Origin of the sequence: Microbacterium sp. MEC084 (genome assembly GCF_004514465.2) — a bacterium.
In the GTDB taxonomy this organism is placed as follows: Bacteria; Actinomycetota; Actinomycetes; order Actinomycetales; family Microbacteriaceae; genus Microbacterium.
The window spans coordinates 160,769-179,527 of record NZ_MYFP02000002.1; the positions used below are offsets into that span (position 1 = coordinate 160,769).

Here is an 18,759-nt window from a genome sequence, read left to right on the forward strand (position 1 = left end):
GGCCTCTTCTCCGTCCTGATCAGCCCGCGTAGCGGAACCAGACCGTGCCGAGCGGCGGCAGCGCGACGTTCGCGTGGCCGTCCTCGGGCACCTCGACGCGACCGAGGTTGCCGACTCCCGATCCGCCGTACTGGTCGGCGTCGGTGTTGAGCACCTCGTCCCATGCGCCGAGCGAGGGGAACCGCAGGCGGTACTGCGTGTGCGGCACCGCGGAGAAGTTGCTGACGCTGACCAGCACCGAGCCGTGGCCGTCGCGGCGCGCGAACGCGTAGACGCCCGCGTGCGCGTCGTCGGCCACCAGCCACTCGAAGCCGGCCGGGTCGTTGTCCAGGGTCCACAGCGCGGGGGTCTCGCGGTAGCGGGCGTTGATGTCGCGCATCGCGTGGTGCACGCCGCGGTGGTCGGGCAGGTCGAGCAGCCACCAGTCGAGCTCGCGCGACTCGGCCCACTCCGACTCCTGGCCGAACTCGCTGCCCATGAACAGCAGCTGCTTGCCGGGATGCGCCCACATGAACGCGAGGTACGCCCGCAGCGTGGCGAGCTGCCGCCATCGATCGCCCGGCGCCTTGCGCAGCAGCGACCCCTTGCCGTGCACGACCTCGTCGTGCGAGATCGGCAGCACGTAGTTCTCCGACCACGCGTACGTCAGCGCGAAGGTCATGTCGTGGTGGTGGTAGGAGCGGTGCACGGGGTCGCGGCCGATGTAGCCGAGCGTGTCGTGCATCCAGCCCATGTTCCACTTGAACCCGAAGCCGAGCCCGCCCTGCGACGTGGGCTTCGTGACGCCCGGCCACGAGGTCGACTCCTCCGCGATGGTCACGACGCCGGGCGCGCGCTTGTAGACCGTGGCGTTCATCTCCTGCAGGAACTGCACGGCCTCGAGGTTCTCGTGACCGCCGTGGATGTTGGGCGTCCACTCCCCCGGCTGGCGCGCGTAGTCCAGGTACAGCATCGACGCGACGCCGTCCACGCGCAGGCCGTCGGCGTGGAACTCCTCGAGCCAGTACACCGCGTTGGCGTACAGGAAGTTGCGCACCGGCGGGTTGCCGAAGTCGAAGATGTGGGAGCCCCACTCCTTGTGCCAGCCGCGCTGGGGGTTGGGGTCCTCGTACAGCGGCGCGCCGTCGAAGCGCGCGAGCGCCCACTCGTCGGTCGCGAAGTGGCCGGGCACCCAGTCGAGGATGACGCCGATCCCGGCCTGGTGCAGCCGGTCGATCAGGTGGCGCAGGCCGTCCGGATCGCCGAAACGGCTGTCGGCCGCGTAGTACGACGTGACGTGGTAGCCCCACGACCCGCCGAACGGGTGCTGCATCACGGGCATGAACTCCACGTGCGTGAAGCCGAGGTCCTGCACGTAGCCGACGAGCTCCTCGGCCAGCTGCGCGTACGACTTGTCGCGCCGCCACGAGCCCAGGTGCACCTCGTAGATCGACATCGGCCGGTCCGTGTGGCCGCGGCCCGCCTCGGCGGCGCGGCGCTCGAGCCACTCCTGGTCGCCCCACTGGTAGTGCGACTCGTGCACGACCGAGGCCGTCAGCGGCGGCTGCTCGGCGTACTGCGCCATCGGGTCGGCCTTCTCGCGCCACACGCCGTCGGCGCCCAGGATCTGGTACTTGTACCGCGTGCCGGCACCCACGTCGGGGACGAACAGCTCCCAGATGCCCGACGACCCGAGGCTGCGCATCGGATGCTCGCGGCCGTCCCAGTGGTTGAAGTCGGCCTTGACCCGCACGGCGCGGGCCCGCGGCGCCCACACGGCGAACGCGGTTCCGGTCACGTCCGGGGCGTCGCCCCATCCCTCGTAGCGGTGGACGTGCGCGCCCAGCACGCGCCACAGCGCCTCGTGGCGCCCCTCGCCGATCAGGTGCAGGTCCATCTCGCCGAGGGTCGGCAGGAAGCGGTAGGGGTCGTCCTTCTCGTTCGTGACGCGCGACTCGCCCTCGCCGTACGAGGTGACGACCCGGTAGGGCGGCACGTCGTCGGCCGGGGCGCCCGGAGGCAGCGGCAGCGCGCCGGCCCAGATGCCCTCGTGCTCGTGCTGCAGCTCGATCTCGGCCCAGCCGTCGGGGGCCTTGCGCGTGGGCGGCGTGCGGTACTTGACCACGACCGACGAGGCGAGAGGCTTCAGCACGCGGATCGTCACGGCGCCGTCGTACGGGTGGGGGCCCAGCACCGAGTGCGCGTCGTGGTGCTCGCCGGCGGCGATGGCCGCGAGCGTGGCGGTGTCGACGGGCAGGACCTGGGGGGACGTCATGATGCTCCGATCTGGGACAGCGCGGCCAGCGGAATCGCCGTCCACGACGGCCGGTTGCGCTTCTCGTACACGGCCTCGTACACGGCCTTGTCGGCCACATACGCGTCGAGGAGGATGCCGCGCTCGCTCTCGGGGCCGGCCTGGGCGCCGAGCGCGGCGATGTAGGCCTCGAGGAAGTGGGCGCGGGCGCGCTGCGACCACTCGCGCGCGCGCTCGCCGCGCAGCGCCTCCTCGCGCGGATCCCCGGGGTCGCCGGGGGTGGCGGTGGTCATCTCGACAACGCCCGGGGCGTAGTCGAACGAGCGCAGCATGCCGGCGACGTCGCGCCACGGCGAGTCCGGCAGGGCGCGCTCCGCGAACGGCCGCCCGGGCTCGCCCTCGAAGTCGACGATCTTCCACCCGTGCGAGGTCCTCAGCGTCTGGCCGAGATGCAGGTCGCCGTGCACGCGCTGCACGTCGAGGCCCTGCAGCGCGGCCACGGCGTCATGCGCCGAGCGCAGGCGCGGCGCGAACGGCTCGAGCTCCGGCACGGTGCGCAGGGCGCGATCCAGGCGTTCGGTCATGGCCCTGGCGATGTCGGCGGCCGCCTCCGGTCCGCGCCGCTCCGCGGGGAAGCGCGCGCGCAGCATGGCGTGCACCGCGGCGAGCGCCTCGCCGAGACGCGCCGCCTCGCCGGCGAAGTCGCCGCCCGAGTCGCCGGCGCTCAGCTCGGGGTGGGCGAGCAGGGTGCGGACGCTGCCGGTCGCGAGCTCGAAGCCGTCGGTCGCCGTGCGGAGGAATCGCTGCAGCATGGCCAGCTGCAGCACCTCGCGCGGCTCCTCCTCACCCAGCTCGACCTCGATCCAGCCGTACAGGTCGGCGATCTGCTCGGAGCCGCCCTGGGTGAGCTCGGCATGGATCTCGATGTCCGGGTTCACGCCCGGGGTCACCTTGCGGAACAGCTTCATGATCGCGGTCTCGTCGAACTTGACCGACGAGTTGGACTGCTCGCCCGTCAGCGGCGCCGACCGCAGCGCGGGATCCAGCGGCTCGGTCCCGAGCACGCGCCGGAACCGCAGGCCGCCGGCGTCGGCCCATCCGGACTCCTCGGCCGACGTGAAGCCGCGCAGCCACAGGGCCATCGCGTCCCGGTCGTGGACGGCGTCGTACAGATGCCGCGCACGGCCGTCCACCTCGATCGTGCCGACGTGGGCGTGCGCGATCCGCTCCTCCGGGTGCTCGTGGGCCGCGAGGGGCACCTGGTACAGCTCGGTGCCGCCCTCCTCGTCGGAGTAGTCGACCGTGACCAGGTAGACGGTCGCGGACGGCCCGTGCTCGGCGGGCGCGAGTTCCGCGAGGGGCCGCACGTCGGACACCCGGAACGGGCGCCCCTTGCCGCCGAACCACCGGGTGCGCACGAGGTAGCCCTCGAGCATCTCGGCGTCGGGCGTCGCACCGCGTGCGTGGATGTCGCTCACAGCAGCCCCACCTCCTCCGACTCGTCCGCCGGCGCGTGCAGCTGGAACCAGAAGAAGCTGTGTCCGCCGAGGGTCAGCAGGTACGGCAGCTCGCCGATCTGGGGGAACGGCACGCCGCCGAGCAGCTCGACCGGCACCATCCCCTCGAAGCGGCGCAGGTCCAGCTCGACCGGCTGCGGGAACTGCGACAGGTTGTTGACGCAGATGATCACGTCGACGCTGCCGTCGGCGTTCGTGTGCTCACGCGAGTACGACAGCACCGCGGGGTTGGTTCCGCCGAGGTCGTTGAAGCTCCCGAGGCCGAAGGCCGGATGCCGCTTGCGCGCCTGGATCATCTGCCGCGTCCAGTGCAGCAGCGACGAGCGGTCCTCCTGCTGCGCCTCGACATTGACTGCGAGGTAGCCGTACACAGGGTCCTGGACCAGCGGCAGCGACAGCTTGCCCGGGTTCGCGGTCGAGAAGCCGGCGTTGCGGTCCATGGTCCACTGCATGGGCGTGCGCACGCCGTCGCGATCCCCGAGCCAGATGTTGTCGCCCATGCCGATCTCGTCGCCGTAGTAGAGCACCGGGGATCCGGGAAGCGAGAGCAGCAGCGCCGTGAACAGCTCGATCTGGTCGACGTCGTTCTCGAGCAGCGGCGCCAGGCGGCGGCGGATGCCGATGTTCGCCTTCATCCGCGGGTCGCGGGCGTACTCCGCCCACATGTAGTCGCGGTCCTCGTCCGTGACCATCTCGAGCGTGAGCTCGTCGTGGTTGCGCAGGAAGATGCCCCACTGGCACCCGGACGGGATGGGCGGCGTCTGGGCCAGGATCTCGCTGATGGGGTAGCGCGACTCCCGCCGCACCGCCATGAAGATCCGGGGCATCACCGGGAAGTGGAAGCACATGTGGCACTCGTCGCCACCCGACTCGAAGTCGCCGAAGTAGTCGACGACGTCGGCGGGCCACTGGTTCGCCTCGGCGAGCAGCACGCGACCCGGGTACTCCTGGTCGACGATCCGGCGCACCTTCCTCAGGAACTCGTGCGTCTCCGGGAGGTTCTCGCCGTTGGTCCCGGGCCGCTCATAGAGGTACGGCACGGCGTCCAGCCGGAAGCCGTCCAGGCCCATGTCCAGCCAGAACCGCAGCGCATCCAGGATCGCCTCGTGCACCTTCGGGTTGTCGAAGTTGAGGTCGGGCTGGTGCGAGAAGAACCGGTGCCAGAAGTACTGCTGGCGCACCGGATCCCACGTCCAGTTGCTCGGCTCCGTGTCGACGAAGATGATCCGCGCATCCTGGTACAGCTCGTCGGTGTCGCTCCACACGTAGAAGTCGCCGTAGGGCCCGTCGGGGTCGCGCCGGCTCTCCTGGAACCACGGGTGCTCGTCGCTCGTGTGGTTCATGACGAAGTCGATGATGACCTTGATGCCGCGCTCGTGCGCCGCGTTCAGCAGGGCCTGGAAGTCCTCGGTCGTGCCGAGGTCGGGCTGCACGCCGGTGTAGTCGGCCACGTCGTAGCCGCCGTCGCGCAGCGGCGACGGGAAGAACGGCGGCAGCCACAGGCAGTCGACGCCGAGCCACTGCAGGTAGTCGAGCTTCTCGATCAGGCCGCGGAAGTCGCCGATGCCGTCGCCGTCGCCGTCCTTGAACGAGCGCACCAGCACCTCGTAGAAGACCGCGGTCTTGAACCACTCCGGCTCGGCGCTGCCCGGCGTGTCCGGGAACGGCTCCTGCGTGAGGATCGGGATGGAGGTCGTGATGGGGGCGGGCTCGGAGGCGGCCGTCATCAGATCCTCCTCACGGTGAGGATGTGCGCGACGTCGCCCGACGGGTCGAGACGCACGTAGTTGTCGGATCCCCAGATCCACTCGGCGCCCGTCAGTTCGTCGTGGACCAGGTATCGCTCGGGCAGGCCCGCCGCCTCGAGGTCGAGGTGGACGGTGGTCTCGCGCGCGCCGTGCGGGTCGAGGTTGATCACCACGATGACCGTGTCGTCGCCGTGCGTCTTCGAGAAGCACAGCATGTGGTCGTCGTCGGTCGCGTGCACGACCAGGTTGCGCAGCAGCCCGAGCGCCGGATGCGCGCGGCGCAGCTCGTTGAGCCTCCCGATATAGGGCATCAGCGTCCTGCCCGACGCCTCGGCGGTGGCCCAGTCGCGCACCCGGACCTGATACTTCTCGCTGTCGAGGTACTCCTCGCTGCCGGGCTTGACGGCCACGTGCTCGAACAGCTCGTAGCCGGCGTACATGCCCCAGGACGGGGCGGCCAGCGCCGCGAGCGTGGCGCGGATCGCGAACATCGCGGGCCCGCCGTACTGGAGCGTCGCGTGCAGGATGTCGGGGGTGTTCACCCAGAAGTTCGGGCGCATCAGGTGGTCGCTCTCGCTCGACACCTCGCGCAGGTAGTCCTCGATCTCCTCCTTGGCCACCCGCCACGTGAAGTACGTGTACGACTGGTGGAAGCCGACGGCGCCCAGCGTGTGCATCATGGCGGGCCGCGTGAACGCCTCGGACAGGAAGATCACGTCGGGGTCCGTCGCGCGGATGCGGTGGAGCAGCTGCTCCCAGAACATGACCGGCTTGGTGTGCGGGTTGTCGACGCGGAACAGGCGCACGCCGTGCGACATCCACAGGCGCACCACGCGCTCGACCTCGGTGAGGATCCCGTCGAAGTCGTCGTCGAAGTAGATCGGGTAGATGTCCTGGTACTTCTTCGGCGGATTCTCCGCATAGGCGATGGAGCCGTCCGCGCGGTGCCGGAAGAACGACGGGTGCTCGGTCACCCACGGGTGGTCCGGGGCCGCCTGGAGCGCGAGGTCGAGCGCGACCTCGATCCCGAGCTTATTGGCCCTGGCCACGAAGCGGTCGAAGTCGGCGAACGTGCCGAGATCCGGATGGATCGCGTCGTGGCCGCCGTGCTTCGAGCCGATCGCCCACGGCGAGCCGGGGTCCTTGGGGCCGGGCGTGAGGGTGTTGTTGGGTCCCTTTCGATTGACCTCGCCGATCGGGTGGATGGGCGGCAGGTAGAGCACGTCGAACCCCATGGCCGCAACGCGGTCGAGGCTCTTCACGGCCGTCTTGAACGTGCCGCTGATCACGCGCCCGTTGCGCTTGTCGATCCGCGCGCCCTCGGACCGCGGGAAGAACTCGTACCACGCGCCCGTGAGGGCGCGGCGACGGTCGGCGTACAGCGGGTACGGACCCGACACCGTGACCAGATCGCGCAGCGGGTGCCGGCGGAACACCTCCTGCGTCTCGGGGCCCTCCAGCACCGCGAGGCGCGCCTCGACCGGCCGGACCTCGTCGGTCGCCGCGTCGGACGCCGCCGTGAGCGCCGCCTCGTCGTCGGCCGTGAGCGGGTCGGTCGCCTCGGCGCGGATCCGCTCGAGCAGAAGCTTCGCCTCGAGGAACATCAGCTCGACGTCGACACCCGCGCGGATCTTGATGCCCGCGTCGTGGTTCCACGTGGCGAGCGGATCGGAGAACCCGCGCACCTCGAACGACCAGTCGCCCTCGGCGTCGGGCGTGAGCCACGCCTCGTAGCGGTCGGTGCCCTTGACCAGCTCGCGCATCCGGACCGGCGGCCTTCGCTCCCCGTCCGGCCCGATCAGCAGGGCCTCGGCGCCCAGCTTGTCGTGTCCCTCGCGGAACACGGTCGCGCGCACCGGCAGGGGCTCGCCGACCGTCGCCTTCGCGGGTCGCGCGCCGCCGTGGACGACGGGGTGGACATCGATGACGGGAATGCGTCCGACCATGTGCCCAACTTGGCACAAGCGCTGGCTCGGAGCCACTTCCACGGCGTCCCTTGCGCGTTTCGATCACCTCGGTGTAACGCCGCGTGACGGAATGCCGGCGCGCGTTCATCCGGATGTCACCCTCGCGCGCACGGGAGCGCCGCCGGCTGGCAGTACCGTATGCGCATGCGCGCCATCCGCCGATTCACCGTCCGGCCCGTCCTGCCCGAGCCGCTGGCCGCGCTCGGCGAGCTCGCCGGCAACCTGCGCTGGTGCTGGCACCTCGAGACCCAGGACGTGTTCGCGCATGTGGACGCCGAGGTCTGGCGTCGCACCCAGGACCCGGTCCGCGTGCTCGGCTCCGTCACGAACGCCCGGCTGGACGAGCTGGCGCAGGACGGCGCCTTCCTCGAGCGCCTGGGCCGCGTGCGCGACGACCTGCGCGCCTACCTCGCGGACGACCTCTGGTACCAGAGGAGCGTGCCCGAGGGACCGCGCGCCATCGCGTACTTCTCGCCCGAGTTCGGCATCGCGGCCGCGCTGCCGCAGTACTCCGGCGGCCTCGGAATCCTCGCCGGCGACCACCTGAAGGCCGCGAGCGACCTGGGCGTGCCGGTGATCGGCGTCGGCCTGCTGTACCGGCACGGCTACTTCACGCAGTCGCTCTCGCGCGAGGGCTGGCAGCAGGAGTCCTACCCCGTGCTCGACCCCGACGAGATGCCCATCACGGCGCTGCGCGAGGAGGACGGCTCGCCCGCGATGATCTCGATCGCGATGCCCGGCGGCCCCGACCTGCGGGCCCGGATCTGGGTCGCGCGCGTCGGCCGCGTCCCGCTGCTGATGCTCGACACGGACGTGGACCAGAACCCCCAGCACTTCACCGACGTCACGGACCGCCTCTACGGCGGCGGCAGCGAGCACCGGCTGCGCCAGGAGATCCTGCTCGGCGTCGGCGGCGTGCGCGCGCTGCGCGTGTTCAGCCGGATCACGGGCGCTCCGGTCCCGGAGGTGTACCACACCAACGAGGGCCACGCCGGGTTCCAGGGCCTGGAGCGCATCCGGGAGCTCACGACCGCGGCGGACGCGGGCGGGCCGGGCCTCGGCTTCGACGACGCGCTCGAGATGGCGCGCGCCTCGACGGTGTTCACGACGCACACCCCGGTGCCCGCCGGCATCGACCGTTTCACCCGCACGCTGATCGAACAGTACTTCGCGGCCGAGGGCGGCGTGCTGCCGGGGGTCCCGACCGACCGGGTGCTCGCGCTCGGCGCCGAGGACTACGAGGGCGGCGACCCGGGCATGTTCAACATGGCCGTGATGGGCTTCCGCCTCGGCCAGCGCGCCAACGGCGTCTCGCAGCTGCACGGCCACGTCAGCCGCGGCATGTTCAACGGCCTGTGGCCCGCGTTCGACGAGGCCGAGGTCCCGATCGGCTCCATCACGAACGGCGTGCACTCGCCGACGTGGGTCGCCCGCGAGTTCCGCGAGCTCATCGCCGAGGTGGGCGCCGACCTCGACGGCGACCCGACCGAGTTCGCGCGCGCGATCGATGATGTGCCGTTCGCGCGCGTCTGGGGGATCAAGCGCCAGCTGCGCGAGCGGCTCGTGCAGGACGCCCGCGCGCGCCTGCGCGACGGGTGGCGGCGCCGCGGCGCGGTCGAGGCGGAGCTCGGCTGGATCGACGACGTGCTCTCGCCCGACGTGCTGACGATCGGCTTCGCCCGCCGCGTGCCGTCGTACAAGCGGCTCACCCTGATGCTGCGCGACCCGCACCGCCTGAAGAGCCTGCTGCTGGATCCCGACCGCCCCATCCAGCTCGTGATCGCCGGCAAGGCCCATCCCGCCGATGACGGCGGCAAGAAGCTCATCCAGGAGCTGGTGCGGTTCGCGGACGACCCCGAGGTGCGGCACCGCATCGTGTTCCTGCCGAACTACGACATCGCCATGGCGCAGCAGCTCTACCCCGGCTGCGACGTGTGGCTGAACAACCCGCTGCGCCCCTACGAGGCGTGCGGCACGAGCGGTATGAAGGCCGCGCTCAACGGCGGCCTGAACCTGTCGATCCTCGACGGCTGGTGGGACGAGTGGTTCGACGGCGAGAACGGCTGGGCCATCCCCTCGGCCGACGGCGTCGACGACCCCGACAAGCGCGACGACCTCGAGGCCGCCGCCCTGTACGACCTGCTCGAGCGCGAGATCGCGCCGCGGTTCTACGACCGCAGCGGCGAGGGCGTGCCCGTCCGGTGGATGGAGATGATGCGGCACACGCTCGAGTCGCTCGGGCCGAAGGTTCTCGCCACCCGCATGGTGCGCGACTACGTGGGGCAGCTCTACGCCCCCGCCGCCACGGCGGCGCGCGCGCTCGACGGCGACTACTCCGGCGCGGTCGAGCTCGCGACGTGGAAGCGCCGCGTGCGCGAGGCGTGGAGCGGCGTGCGCATCGAGCACGTCGAGTCGAGCGGCGTGGACGAGCTCGCCGAGGTCGGCGCGGAGCTGTCCGTCAGCGCGCACGTCGCCCTGGGCGGCCTCACCCCCGACGACGTCGAGGTGCAGCTGGTCTACGGCCGCGCCGAGGGCGACGACCAGCTCTCATCGGTGCAAGCGGCCCCGCTGAGCCCGCGCGACTCGTTCTCCGGAGGACGCACGGCGTTCGCCGGAGCCGTGCGCCTGGACCGCGCGGGCCCCTTCGGCTACACGGTGCGCGTCGTCCCCCGCCACGAGCGCCTGGCGTCCACGGCCGAGCTCGGGCTCGCCGCCCTGGCCTAGGGCGCGCGAGGGGGCTCGGCGCGTTTCGTCTCCGCTTCGCTCCGCTCAACGACCGGATGTCCCCCGGTCGTTGAGCGGAGCGAGCGCCAGCGAGCGGAGACGAAACGCCTGAAGCGCCCCTCGGCTCAGGCCGACTCGAGCACGACGACCGAGCGTGCCCCGATGCGGAACGTGCCGCCGGCGGGGTACACCGCCCCGACCGCGATCTCCGGGTCGGTCGACAGCGCCACGCGCCCCGCGGGCTCCCACTCCTGCATCGCGAGCGTGATGTCGACCGCGTGATCCGCCGCGTTGAACCACAGCAGGAACGACGCGTCCATCTGCTGCTCGCCGCGGGGTCCCGGCTCGCGCAGCGGCTTGCCCGACAGGAACATCCCGATCGTGCGCAGGTGGTGGTCGTGCCAGTCGGCACTGCGCATCGCGCGCCCGTCCGGGTGCATCCAGGCCAGGTCGTTCGGGCCGTCCTTGATGATGGGCCGCCCCTCGAACCAGTGGCGCTGCCTCAGGGCGGGGTGTTCGCGCCGCAGCTTGAGCGCGGCCTTCGTGATCTCATACACGTCGAGCCAGGCGTCATCCGGCCGCCAGTCGAGCCACGAGATCTCGTTGTCCTGGCAGTAGGCGTTGTTGTTGCCGCCCTGTGTGCGGCCGCGCTCGTCGCCCGCCGTGAGCATGGGCACGCCGTTGGACAGGCACAGCGTCACCATGAGGTTCGCGGCCTGGCGGCGACGCAGGGCGAGGATGTCCGGATCGTCCGTCTCGCCCTCGACGCCGTGGTTCCACGACCGGTTGTTGTCGGTGCCGTCGCGGTTGTCCTCGCCGTTGGCCTCGTTGTGCTTGTGGTCGTACGAGACCAGATCGCGCACCGTGAAGCCGTCGTGCGCCGTGATGAAGTTCACCGAGTTGTAGGCCGAGCGGCCGTCGTCCGCGTACAGGTCGCTGGAACCCGCGAGCCGGGTCGCGACGTCGCGGATGGGCGCGTGCCCGCGCCAGTAGTCCCGGATCGTGTCGCGGTACTTGTCGTTCCACTCGACCCACGGCGGCGGCATCTTGCCGACCAGGTAGCCGTCCATCGACGTGTCCCACGGCTCGGCGATCAGCTTGACGTGACGCAGGATCGGATCCTGATCGATCGCGATGAGCAGCGCGTTCTGGAAGTCGACGTCGTAGCCGGTGCGGGTGAGCGCCGACATCAGGTCGAATCGGAACCCGTCGACGTGCATCTCGGTCACCCAGTACCGCAGGGAGTCCAGGATGAGGCGCAGCGCGAGCGGGTTCCAGGTGTTCACCGTGTTGCCGCAGCCCGTGACGTCCCAGTACCGGTCGTCGAAGCCGCCGTCCTCGGCGATCACGCGCTTGTAGAAGCCGCGGTCGTCGAAGCCGCGGAACGACAGTGTCGGGCCGTTGGGGCCGGCCTCCGCCGTGTGGTTGTAGACCACGTCGAGGATGACCTCGATACCCGCCCGGTGCAGCGACTTGACCATGTGCTTGAACTCGGCGACCTGCTGCCCACGGTCGCCGGATGAGCTGTACGACGCATCGGGGGCGAAGTAGCACAGGGTGTTGTAGCCCCAGTAGTTCACGACCCCGCGCTCGAGCAGGGCCGGCTCCGAGAAGAACTGCTGCACCGGCAGCAGCTCGACCGCCGTGACGCCGAGGTCGCGCAGGTACTCGACCACGGCGGGCTCGGCGAGGCCCGCGTACGTGCCGCGCAGGTGCTCCGGGATCCGGTCGTGCAGCTTGGTGAAGCCCTTGACGTGGAGCTCGTAGATGACCGTGTCGCGCCAGCGGCGCTTCATCGGCGTGTCGCCCTCCCAGTCGAACGACGGATCCACGACCACGCTGCGCCCGGTGTAGCCGGCGGAGTCCGTGTCGTCGCGCACGGCCGGGTCGTCCTCGCGCGCTCCGTAGATGGGCTGCTCGGCGATGATCGTGCCGCTCGTCGCGAGCCCGTACGGGTCGAGCAGGAGCTTGTGGGGGTTGAACCGGAAGCCGTTGTCGGGATCCCACGGGCCGTCCACCCGGTAGCCGTACCGCTGGCCGGGCGCGATGTCGGGAAGGGCGCCGTGCCAGATGCCCTGCGAGTGCTCGGTCAGCTCGTACTGCCGCTCGGAGCCGTCGTCGTCGAACAGGCACAGCGTCACGCCGGTCGCGTTCGGCGAGTACACCGCGAAGTTCGTGGACTCGGGCGTCCACGTCGCGCCGAGCGGCCAGTTCCGACCGGGCCAGACCTTAGCGGTCTGACCCCAGCTCGTCCAGCTCTGAGGGCTCATCCCGCCCATTCTGCCCGCTCAGTGGAACCGCTCTCTCCACCGGCGCGCGAGATGCCGTCATCCGGATCGCGCGGCGCGCCAGTTCTGCGGCGGGTGCCACAGCACGAGCTCGGCGCTGCGACGCACGCGCGTCTCCGCCCGCAGCGTCACGACCGACCCGGTCGCCCCGGCCGCGAAGACGCGCGCGCCCGGGCGGCTCTCGATCTCGGCGCGCAGGCGGTGCTCGAGCTCGGCGACGCGGCGCCGCAGGTCGCGCACCTCGTCCTCGAGGTCCAGCACGCGCGCGATCGCCGCGAGGCTCATCCCCTCGCCCGACAGCTTGGCGACCTCGCGCAGCTGCTGGATGTTGCGCGCCGAGTACCGGCGCGACCCTCCGCGCGTGCGGCTGGGGACGACGAGCCCGATGCGGTCGTACTGCCGCAGCGTCTGGGGGTGCATCCCCGCCAGCTCCGCGGCGACGGCGATCGCGAAGACGGGCGCGTCCTCATCCACGTCGTACGTGTCGCTCATCCGTCCCACCTCCTCGCTGTCCTCGCCGTGTCTCACTTCGTGCCGGAATCCGGGCCGGATTCCGGCACGAAGTGAGACATCCTCCTCAGGCTATGAGCCCTGTGCCTTGGCCATGATCTCGGCGCGCGGGTTGCCCTGCGGGCCGACCTCGACGAAGCGCTCGAGCGCCTCGCGCGCGGCGTCGTCGAGGTGCGAGGGCACCACGACCTGGACCTCGGCGAGCAGGTCGCCGGTGCCCTTCTGCGTCGTGATCCCCCGACCCTTGACGCGCAGCACGCGCCCCGACGGGGTGCCGGGGGCGACGCGCAGCTTGACCGGCTCGCCGCCGAGCGTCGGCACCTCGATCGTCGCCCCGAGGGCGGCCTCCGCAAACGTCACCGGCACCACGACGCGGAGGTTGAGGCCCTCGCGCTTGAACACCGGATGCGGCCGCACCGCGACCTCGACGACGATGTCGCCGTTCTCGCCGCCGTCGGGCGACGGGCGCCCCTTGCCGCGCAGGCGGATCTTCTGCCCGTCCGCGACGCCGGCCGGGATCTTGATCTTGAACGGCTTGCCGTCCTCGCTCTGCAGCGTGATCGTCTCGCCCTTGGCCGCGGTGATGAAGTCGATCGTGGTGCGCGCGCGGACGTCGGCGCCCTTGTGAGGCCCGCCGTAGCCGCGGAAGCCTCCCGAGGGCTGGCCGAATCCGCCCGTGCCGAACCGGCCGCCGCCGCCCTGGTTGAACATCGCGAAGATGTCGTCGAAGTCGGCGGCCGACCCGCGGTTCTGCGTGAACATGCTGAACACATCGTCGAAGCCGCCGGCCGAGCCGCCGCCCGCCGTGAAGCGCGCGCCCGAGCCCATGGCGCGGATCTGGTCGTACTCCTCGCGCTGGGCCGGGTCGGACAGCACCGAGTACGCCTCGCTGATCTCCTTGAACTTCGCCTCGGCGGCGGTGTCGCCGGGCTTGGAGTCCGGGTGATACTGCCGCGCGAGCTTGCGGTAGACCTTCTTCAGCTCGGCGGCGCTGACGTCCTTCGACACCCCCAGGACCTTGTAGAAGTCCTTCTCGAACCAGTCCTGACTGGCCATCGGCGCCTCGCTTACTCTGCCGGCACCGCGACGACGACCTTCGCCGGACGCAGTTCGACGTCGCCCAGGCGGTAGCCGACCTCGACGACCTCGAGCACGGTGGTCTCGGTCGCGCCGGGCGTCGGCTGCTGGAAGATCGCCTCGTGGTGCTGCGGGTCGAAGGCCTCGCCGGCCTCGCCGAACGCGATCACGCCGAGGCGCTCGGCCACGCCGCGCACCTTCTCGGCGATCGCGGCGAAGGGCGTGCCCTCCGCGAGGTCGCCGTGCTTCTCGGCGCGGGCGAGGTCGTCGAGCACGGGCAGCAGGCCGCGGGCGGCCTCTCCCTTCGCGCGGGCGACCTCGACGTGGCGCTGGTCCTCGGTGCGACGCCGGTAGTTGGCGTACTCCGCCTGGAGGCGCTTCAGGTCGTGCAGCAGCTGCGTCTCGTAGTCGCTCTTCACCTGCTCGGCCGCCTCCTCCAGCTGGTCGGCGTTCAGGATGTCGTCGACGGTGAGCTCGAACTCGGCCGTCTCCTCGGCGGTCGGCTCGGCACCGGCATCCGCGGTCTCCTCGGAGACCTGCTCCTCCTGCGCCTCGGGGGCGGCGGTGTCCTGCACCTCCGCCCCCTCGGCTGCGGGCCGGACCTCGTCGCCGTCGTTCACGGGCTTGCGGTCCTTGTCGCTCATCAGGCCTTCTTGTCCTCGTCGTCCTCGACCACCTCGGCGTCGATGACGTCCTCGTCGGCGGCGGTCTGCTCACCGGCGGGGGCGTCGCCCGCGGGCGCTGCCTGCTCGGCCTGCGCCTGGGCGTAGATCGCCTCGCCGAGCTTGGTCTGGCTCTGGTTCAGCTTGTCGAACGCGGTCTTCACGGCCTCGTCGTCGTCGCCGGCGAGAGCCTTCTTGAGCTCGTCGACGTCGGCCTGCACCGACTCCTTGACGTCGGCCGGGAGCTTGTCCTCGTTGTCCTTGATCAGCTTCTCGATCGAGTACAACAGGGTCTCGGCCTGGTTGCGGGTCTCGGCGGCCTCGCGGCGCTTCTTGTCCTCGGCCGCGTGCTCCTCGGCCTCGCGCACCATGCGCTCGATGTCCTCCTTGGGCAGCGAGGAGCCGCCCGTGATGGTCATCGACTGCTCCTTGCCGGTGCCCTTGTCCTTGGCGGACACGTGCACGATGCCGTTCGCGTCGATGTCGAACGTGACCTCGATCTGCGGCACGCCGCGCGGGGCGGGCGCGATGTCGTTCAGGTCGAACGTGCCCAGCGGCTTGTTGTCGCGCGTGAACTCGCGCTCGCCCTGGAACACCTGGATCGACACCGACGGCTGGTTGTCGTCGGCCGTCGTGAACGTCTCGCTGCGCTTGGTCGGGATGGCCGTGTTGCGCTCGATGAGCTTGGTCATGATGCCGCCCTTGGTCTCGATGCCGAGGCTCAGGGGGGTGACGTCGATCAGCAGCACGTCCTTGCGCTCGCCCTTGAGGACGCCGGCCTGCAGGGCGGCGCCGACGGCGACGACCTCGTCCGGGTTCACGCCCTTGTTGGGCTCCTTGCCGGTCTCGCGCTTGACGAGGTCGCTCACGGCGGGCATGCGGGTCGAGCCGCCGACGAGCACCACGTGGGCGATGTCGGACACCTTGATGCCGGCCTCGCGGATGACGTCCTCGAACGGCTTGACGGTGCGCTCGAGCAGGTCCTTCGTGAGCTCCTCGAACTTGGCGCGCGTGAGGGTCTCGGACAGCGAGACGGGGCCCGACTCGGTGAGCGACAGGTAGGGCAGGTTGATGCTGGTCGAGGTCGAGCTCGACAGCTCCTTCTTCGCCTGCTCCGCGGCCTCCTTGAGGCGCTGCAGGGCGATCTTGTCGCCCGAGACGTCCACGCCCGTCGTGGCCTTGAACTGCTGGATCAGCCAGTCGACGATCCGCTGGTCCCAGTCGTCGCCGCCGAGGCGGTTGTCACCGGCCGTGGCGCGGACCTGGATGGTCGAGAAGTCGTCGTCCTTGCCCACCTCGAGGAGGGAGACGTCGAACGTGCCGCCGCCGAGGTCGAAGACGAGGATGAGCTCGTCCTCCTTGCCCTTGTCGAGGCCGTAGGCCAGGGCGGCCGCGGTGGGCTCGTTGATGATGCGCAGCACGTTGAGGCCGGCGATCTCGCCCGCCTCCTTGGTGGCCTGGCGCTCGGCGTCGTTGAAGTACGCGGGCACCGTGATGACGGCGTCGGTGACCGTGTCGCCGAGGTACTGCTCGGCGTCGCGCTTGAGCTTCATCAGGATGCGCGCCGAGATCTCCTGCGGCGTGTACTTCTTGCCGTCGACCTCGAACGTCCAGTCGGTGCCGATGTGGCGCTTGACCGACGCGATCGTGCGGTCGACGTTGGTGACGGCCTGGCGCTTGGCGGTCTCGCCGACGAGGACCTCGCCGTCCTTGGTGAACGCGACGACCGAGGGGGTCGTGCGGAAGCCCTCGGCGTTCGCGATGACCTTCGGCTCACCGCCCTCGAGGACGCTCACGACCGAGTTGGTCGTTCCGAGGTCGATACCCACAGCACGTGCCATGTTGTTCTCCTTTCTGCTGGACAGCCGGTAAGCCTGCACGCGATCTTGAGCCGCGCTGGCTCAACTGTACTGCGGGCCGCTCGGGCTGTCAAACAAAGTTGATACACCTCGGCTCAACTTCGGCCGACCGCGTGGCGGTACCGTCCGTTCACCGCGCGGTCCTACGCTCCACTCATGACGTCCGACCCGTCCCCCGTCACCCCGCCGCCGACAGCGGACAGCGGCGCCGTGCCCGTCATGGGCCTCGACCTGCGCGAGGGACGCCCCGCGCCGAAGCGCCAGGTCTACTCGTGGGCGCTGTGGGACTGGGCGACGCAGCCGTTCAACACGGTCATCCTGACGTTCATCTACACCGCGCTGTTCCTCACGACCGACGCGTTCCTCCCCGCCGGCCTGCAGTCGCTGCCCGACGGGGACCCCGCGAAGACGGCGGGGCTCGCCGACCTGGCATCGGGCCTCGGCTGGGGCGGCACGATCGCGGGCCTGGCGATCCTCGCGGTCGCGCCGGTGCTCGGCCAGCGCGCCGACGCGGCGGGCCGGCAGAAGCTGTGGCTGGGGATCGGCACGGGCGCGCTGATCGCGTGCATGCTCGGCCTGTGGTTCGTCGAGCCCACGCCCGCGCTGTTCTGGCTGGGCGTCGCGCTCATCTCGGCCGCCACGGTGTTCGGCGAGATCGCGGCGGTCAACTCGAACGCCATGCTGATCGGCATCGCGACCCCGAAGACCATCGGCCGCATCTCCGGGCTCGGATGGGGCTTCGGCTACCTGGGTGGCATCGTCGCGCTGGTGCTGGTCGTGGTGTTCTACTCCGCCGACTGGTTCGGGCTCTCCGAGGAGGGCGGCCTGCCGTTCCGGATCATCGCGGTCGGCTGCGCACTGTGGGCCCTTGTCTTCTCGATCCCGATCTTCCTCGCCGTGCCGGAGCCGTCCCGTGGGCGCCCCGAGCGACGGGTCGGGTTCTTCGCCTCCTACCGCCTGCTGGTCCGCGACGTCGCCGGCCTGTTCCGGAACCCCGAGACGCGGCACACCGGGTGGTTCCTGCTGGCGAGCGCGGTGTTCCGCGACGGCCTGGGCGGCGTGTTCGCGTTCGGCGCCGTGATCGCGGCCCAGGTGTTCGGGTTCGAGTTCCTGGATCTGGTGATCTTCGGCATCGCCGCGAACCTGATCGCGGGTGTCTCGACGATCGTCGCCGGGCGCTGGGACGACCGCTTCGGCGCCAAGACGGTCATCGTGTTCGCCCTGTCGGCCATGGTGGTCGCGGGCCTCGCCGTGTTCTTCCTGGTCGACCTCGGCACGATCGTGTTCTGGATCGGCGGGCTCATCCTGTGCGCGTTCGTCGGACCCGCGCAGGCGGCGTCGCGATCGTTCCTCGCCCGCGTCACGCCCGCGGGCCGCGAGGGCGAGATCTTCGGCCTCTACGCCACCACCGGCCGCGCCGCGAGCTGGATGGCCTCGGCGATGTGGTCGATCCTGATCGTCGCCGGCGGAGCGACGTCGTTCGGCATCCTGGGCATCATCCTGGTGCTGCTGGCGGGCCTGCTGCTCCTGCTGCCGGTCAAGCCCGTGCGCTGATCAGCGGGGCCAGGCGTCGGCGAGGCGCCCGAGGAGGGCGGCGAGCTGCGCGCGCTCCTCGGGGGCGAAGCCCGCGAGCGCGCGCTCGACGGCCTCGACGCGCGCGCCGGTGGACTGCGCGACCGTCGCGCGGCCCGCGTCCGTGAGGGCGATGAGGGTGCGGCGCGCGTCGGCCGGATCGGCTTCGCGGCGCGCCTCGCCCGCATGCACGACCGCCTGGACGAGGCGGCTCGCGCGCGGCTGATCCACCCCCAGGCGCTCGCCGATCTCGCCGACCGACAGCGGCGCCTCCGCCGACGCGAGCGTCTCGAGCAGCCGGATCCGCGCCGCGCCGCGACCGAAGGGACCGGGGCCGAACGGGCCGGGCCCGTGGCCGTGCGCATGCCCGTGGGGCCCGAAGCCGTGGCCGCCGCCATGACCATGCGGCCCTTCCCCGCCGAAGGGACCGCCGACCGGCCCGCCCGGGCGCCGCGGCAGCCGCACGCGGGCGAGCGCATCGGCGATGCGGGCGGCGTCTGAGTCGTTCACGGCCATGCCCCCACGATACATGCGACTTGACATACATTCGAATCCATGTCACTGTGCATATACATGCCAATAGACATACAACGTGAGGAGCT

At 70.9% G+C, this 18,759-nt stretch carries 12 protein-coding genes; 2 read left to right on the forward strand and 10 right to left on the reverse strand.

Going from position 1 to position 18,759, the window contains the following annotated elements:
* Positions 1-19: 19 nt before the first annotated feature.
* From glgB to B5M43_RS03425, 4 genes are read right to left on the reverse strand one after another with little or no spacing between them, the layout of a single operon-like run.
* Positions 20-2,254 carry a 1,4-alpha-glucan branching protein GlgB gene (glgB, locus tag B5M43_RS03410; RefSeq protein ID WP_134745230.1) on the reverse strand — a complete coding sequence of 745 codons (2,235 nt, stop codon included), beginning with the start codon at positions 2,252-2,254 and terminating at the stop codon, positions 20-22.
* Positions 2,251-3,711: a phosphotransferase gene (locus B5M43_RS03415; protein WP_205829456.1), complete on the reverse strand. Its 1,461-nt coding sequence runs from the start codon at positions 3,709-3,711 to the stop codon at positions 2,251-2,253. Before B5M43_RS03415 ends, glgB begins: the two co-directional genes overlap by 4 nt.
* Entirely contained in the window at positions 3,708-5,477 is a 1,770-nt protein-coding gene (treS, locus tag B5M43_RS03420; RefSeq protein WP_134745231.1) for a maltose alpha-D-glucosyltransferase, read from the reverse strand. The genes B5M43_RS03415 and treS overlap by 4 nt, the downstream gene beginning before the upstream one ends.
* Positions 5,477-7,444 carry an alpha-1,4-glucan--maltose-1-phosphate maltosyltransferase gene (locus B5M43_RS03425; RefSeq protein WP_134745232.1) on the reverse strand — a complete coding sequence of 656 codons (1,968 nt, stop codon included), beginning with the start codon at positions 7,442-7,444 and terminating at the stop codon, positions 5,477-5,479. The genes treS and B5M43_RS03425 overlap by 1 nt, the downstream gene beginning before the upstream one ends.
* A 165-nt stretch (positions 7,445-7,609) precedes the next feature.
* Between B5M43_RS03425 and glgP the strand changes: the two genes are divergently transcribed.
* The gene (glgP, locus tag B5M43_RS03430; protein WP_134745233.1) at positions 7,610-10,189 is read left to right on the forward strand and encodes an alpha-glucan family phosphorylase; all 2,580 of its coding nucleotides are present in this window, start codon (positions 7,610-7,612) and stop codon (positions 10,187-10,189) included.
* A 125-nt stretch (positions 10,190-10,314) separates the two neighbouring features.
* Here glgP and glgX read toward each other — a convergent pair whose 3' ends face one another.
* The 5 genes from glgX to dnaK all read right to left on the reverse strand — a co-directional run bounded on the left by glgX (position 10,315) and on the right by dnaK (position 16,567).
* Entirely contained in the window at positions 10,315-12,459 is a 2,145-nt protein-coding gene (gene glgX / locus B5M43_RS03435; protein ID WP_134745234.1) for a glycogen debranching protein GlgX, read from the reverse strand.
* A 57-nt stretch (positions 12,460-12,516) separates the two neighbouring features.
* A complete protein-coding gene (locus tag B5M43_RS03440) occupies positions 12,517-12,969 on the reverse strand; it encodes a heat shock protein transcriptional repressor HspR (protein ID WP_134745235.1) in 453 nt (150 codons plus the stop codon).
* Positions 12,970-13,059: 90 nt separating this feature from the next.
* A complete protein-coding gene (locus B5M43_RS03445) occupies positions 13,060-14,043 on the reverse strand; it encodes a DnaJ C-terminal domain-containing protein (RefSeq protein WP_055988011.1) in 984 nt (327 codons plus the stop codon).
* Positions 14,044-14,054: 11 nt separating this feature from the next.
* On the reverse strand, positions 14,055-14,708 hold the full coding sequence (locus B5M43_RS03450; RefSeq protein ID WP_055988009.1) for a nucleotide exchange factor GrpE: 654 nt from the start codon (positions 14,706-14,708) through the stop codon (positions 14,055-14,057).
* Complete coding sequence (dnaK, locus tag B5M43_RS03455) at positions 14,708-16,567, reverse strand: molecular chaperone DnaK (RefSeq protein WP_055988007.1); 1,860 nt, start codon at positions 16,565-16,567, stop codon at positions 14,708-14,710. The genes B5M43_RS03450 and dnaK overlap by 1 nt, the downstream gene beginning before the upstream one ends.
* Positions 16,568-16,741: 174 nt before the next feature.
* Between dnaK and B5M43_RS03460 the strand changes: the two genes are divergently transcribed.
* Entirely contained in the window at positions 16,742-18,139 is a 1,398-nt protein-coding gene (locus tag B5M43_RS03460) for an MFS transporter (RefSeq protein ID WP_055988005.1), read from the forward strand.
* Here the strand turns inward: B5M43_RS03460 and B5M43_RS03465 are convergent, their stop codons facing one another.
* Complete coding sequence (locus tag B5M43_RS03465) at positions 18,140-18,673, reverse strand: MarR family winged helix-turn-helix transcriptional regulator (protein ID WP_230667601.1); 534 nt, start codon at positions 18,671-18,673, stop codon at positions 18,140-18,142. It lies immediately after the preceding gene.
* Positions 18,674-18,759: the final 86 nt, after the last annotated feature.

Coding starts and splice junctions, on each gene's coding strand:
- B5M43_RS03445 (WP_055988011.1), bottom strand. CDS start 14,043: ATGGCCAGTCAGGACTGGTTCGAGAAGGACTTCTACAAGGTCCTGGGG.
- glgX (WP_134745234.1), bottom strand. CDS start 12,459: ATGAGCCCTCAGAGCTGGACGAGCTGGGGTCAGACCGCTAAGGTCTGG.
- B5M43_RS03460 (WP_055988005.1), top strand. CDS start 16,742: ATGACGTCCGACCCGTCCCCCGTCACCCCGCCGCCGACAGCGGACAGC.
- B5M43_RS03440 (WP_134745235.1), bottom strand. CDS start 12,969: ATGAGCGACACGTACGACGTGGATGAGGACGCGCCCGTCTTCGCGATC.
- treS (WP_134745231.1), bottom strand. CDS start 5,477: ATGACGGCCGCCTCCGAGCCCGCCCCCATCACGACCTCCATCCCGATC.
- glgB (WP_134745230.1), bottom strand. CDS start 2,254: ATGACGTCCCCCCAGGTCCTGCCCGTCGACACCGCCACGCTCGCGGCC.
- B5M43_RS03465 (WP_230667601.1), bottom strand. CDS start 18,673: ATGGCCGTGAACGACTCAGACGCCGCCCGCATCGCCGATGCGCTCGCC.
- dnaK (WP_055988007.1), bottom strand. CDS start 16,567: ATGGCACGTGCTGTGGGTATCGACCTCGGAACGACCAACTCGGTCGTG.
- B5M43_RS03425 (WP_134745232.1), bottom strand. CDS start 7,444: ATGGTCGGACGCATTCCCGTCATCGATGTCCACCCCGTCGTCCACGGC.
- glgP (WP_134745233.1), top strand. CDS start 7,610: ATGCGCGCCATCCGCCGATTCACCGTCCGGCCCGTCCTGCCCGAGCCG.
- B5M43_RS03450 (WP_055988009.1), bottom strand. CDS start 14,708: ATGAGCGACAAGGACCGCAAGCCCGTGAACGACGGCGACGAGGTCCGG.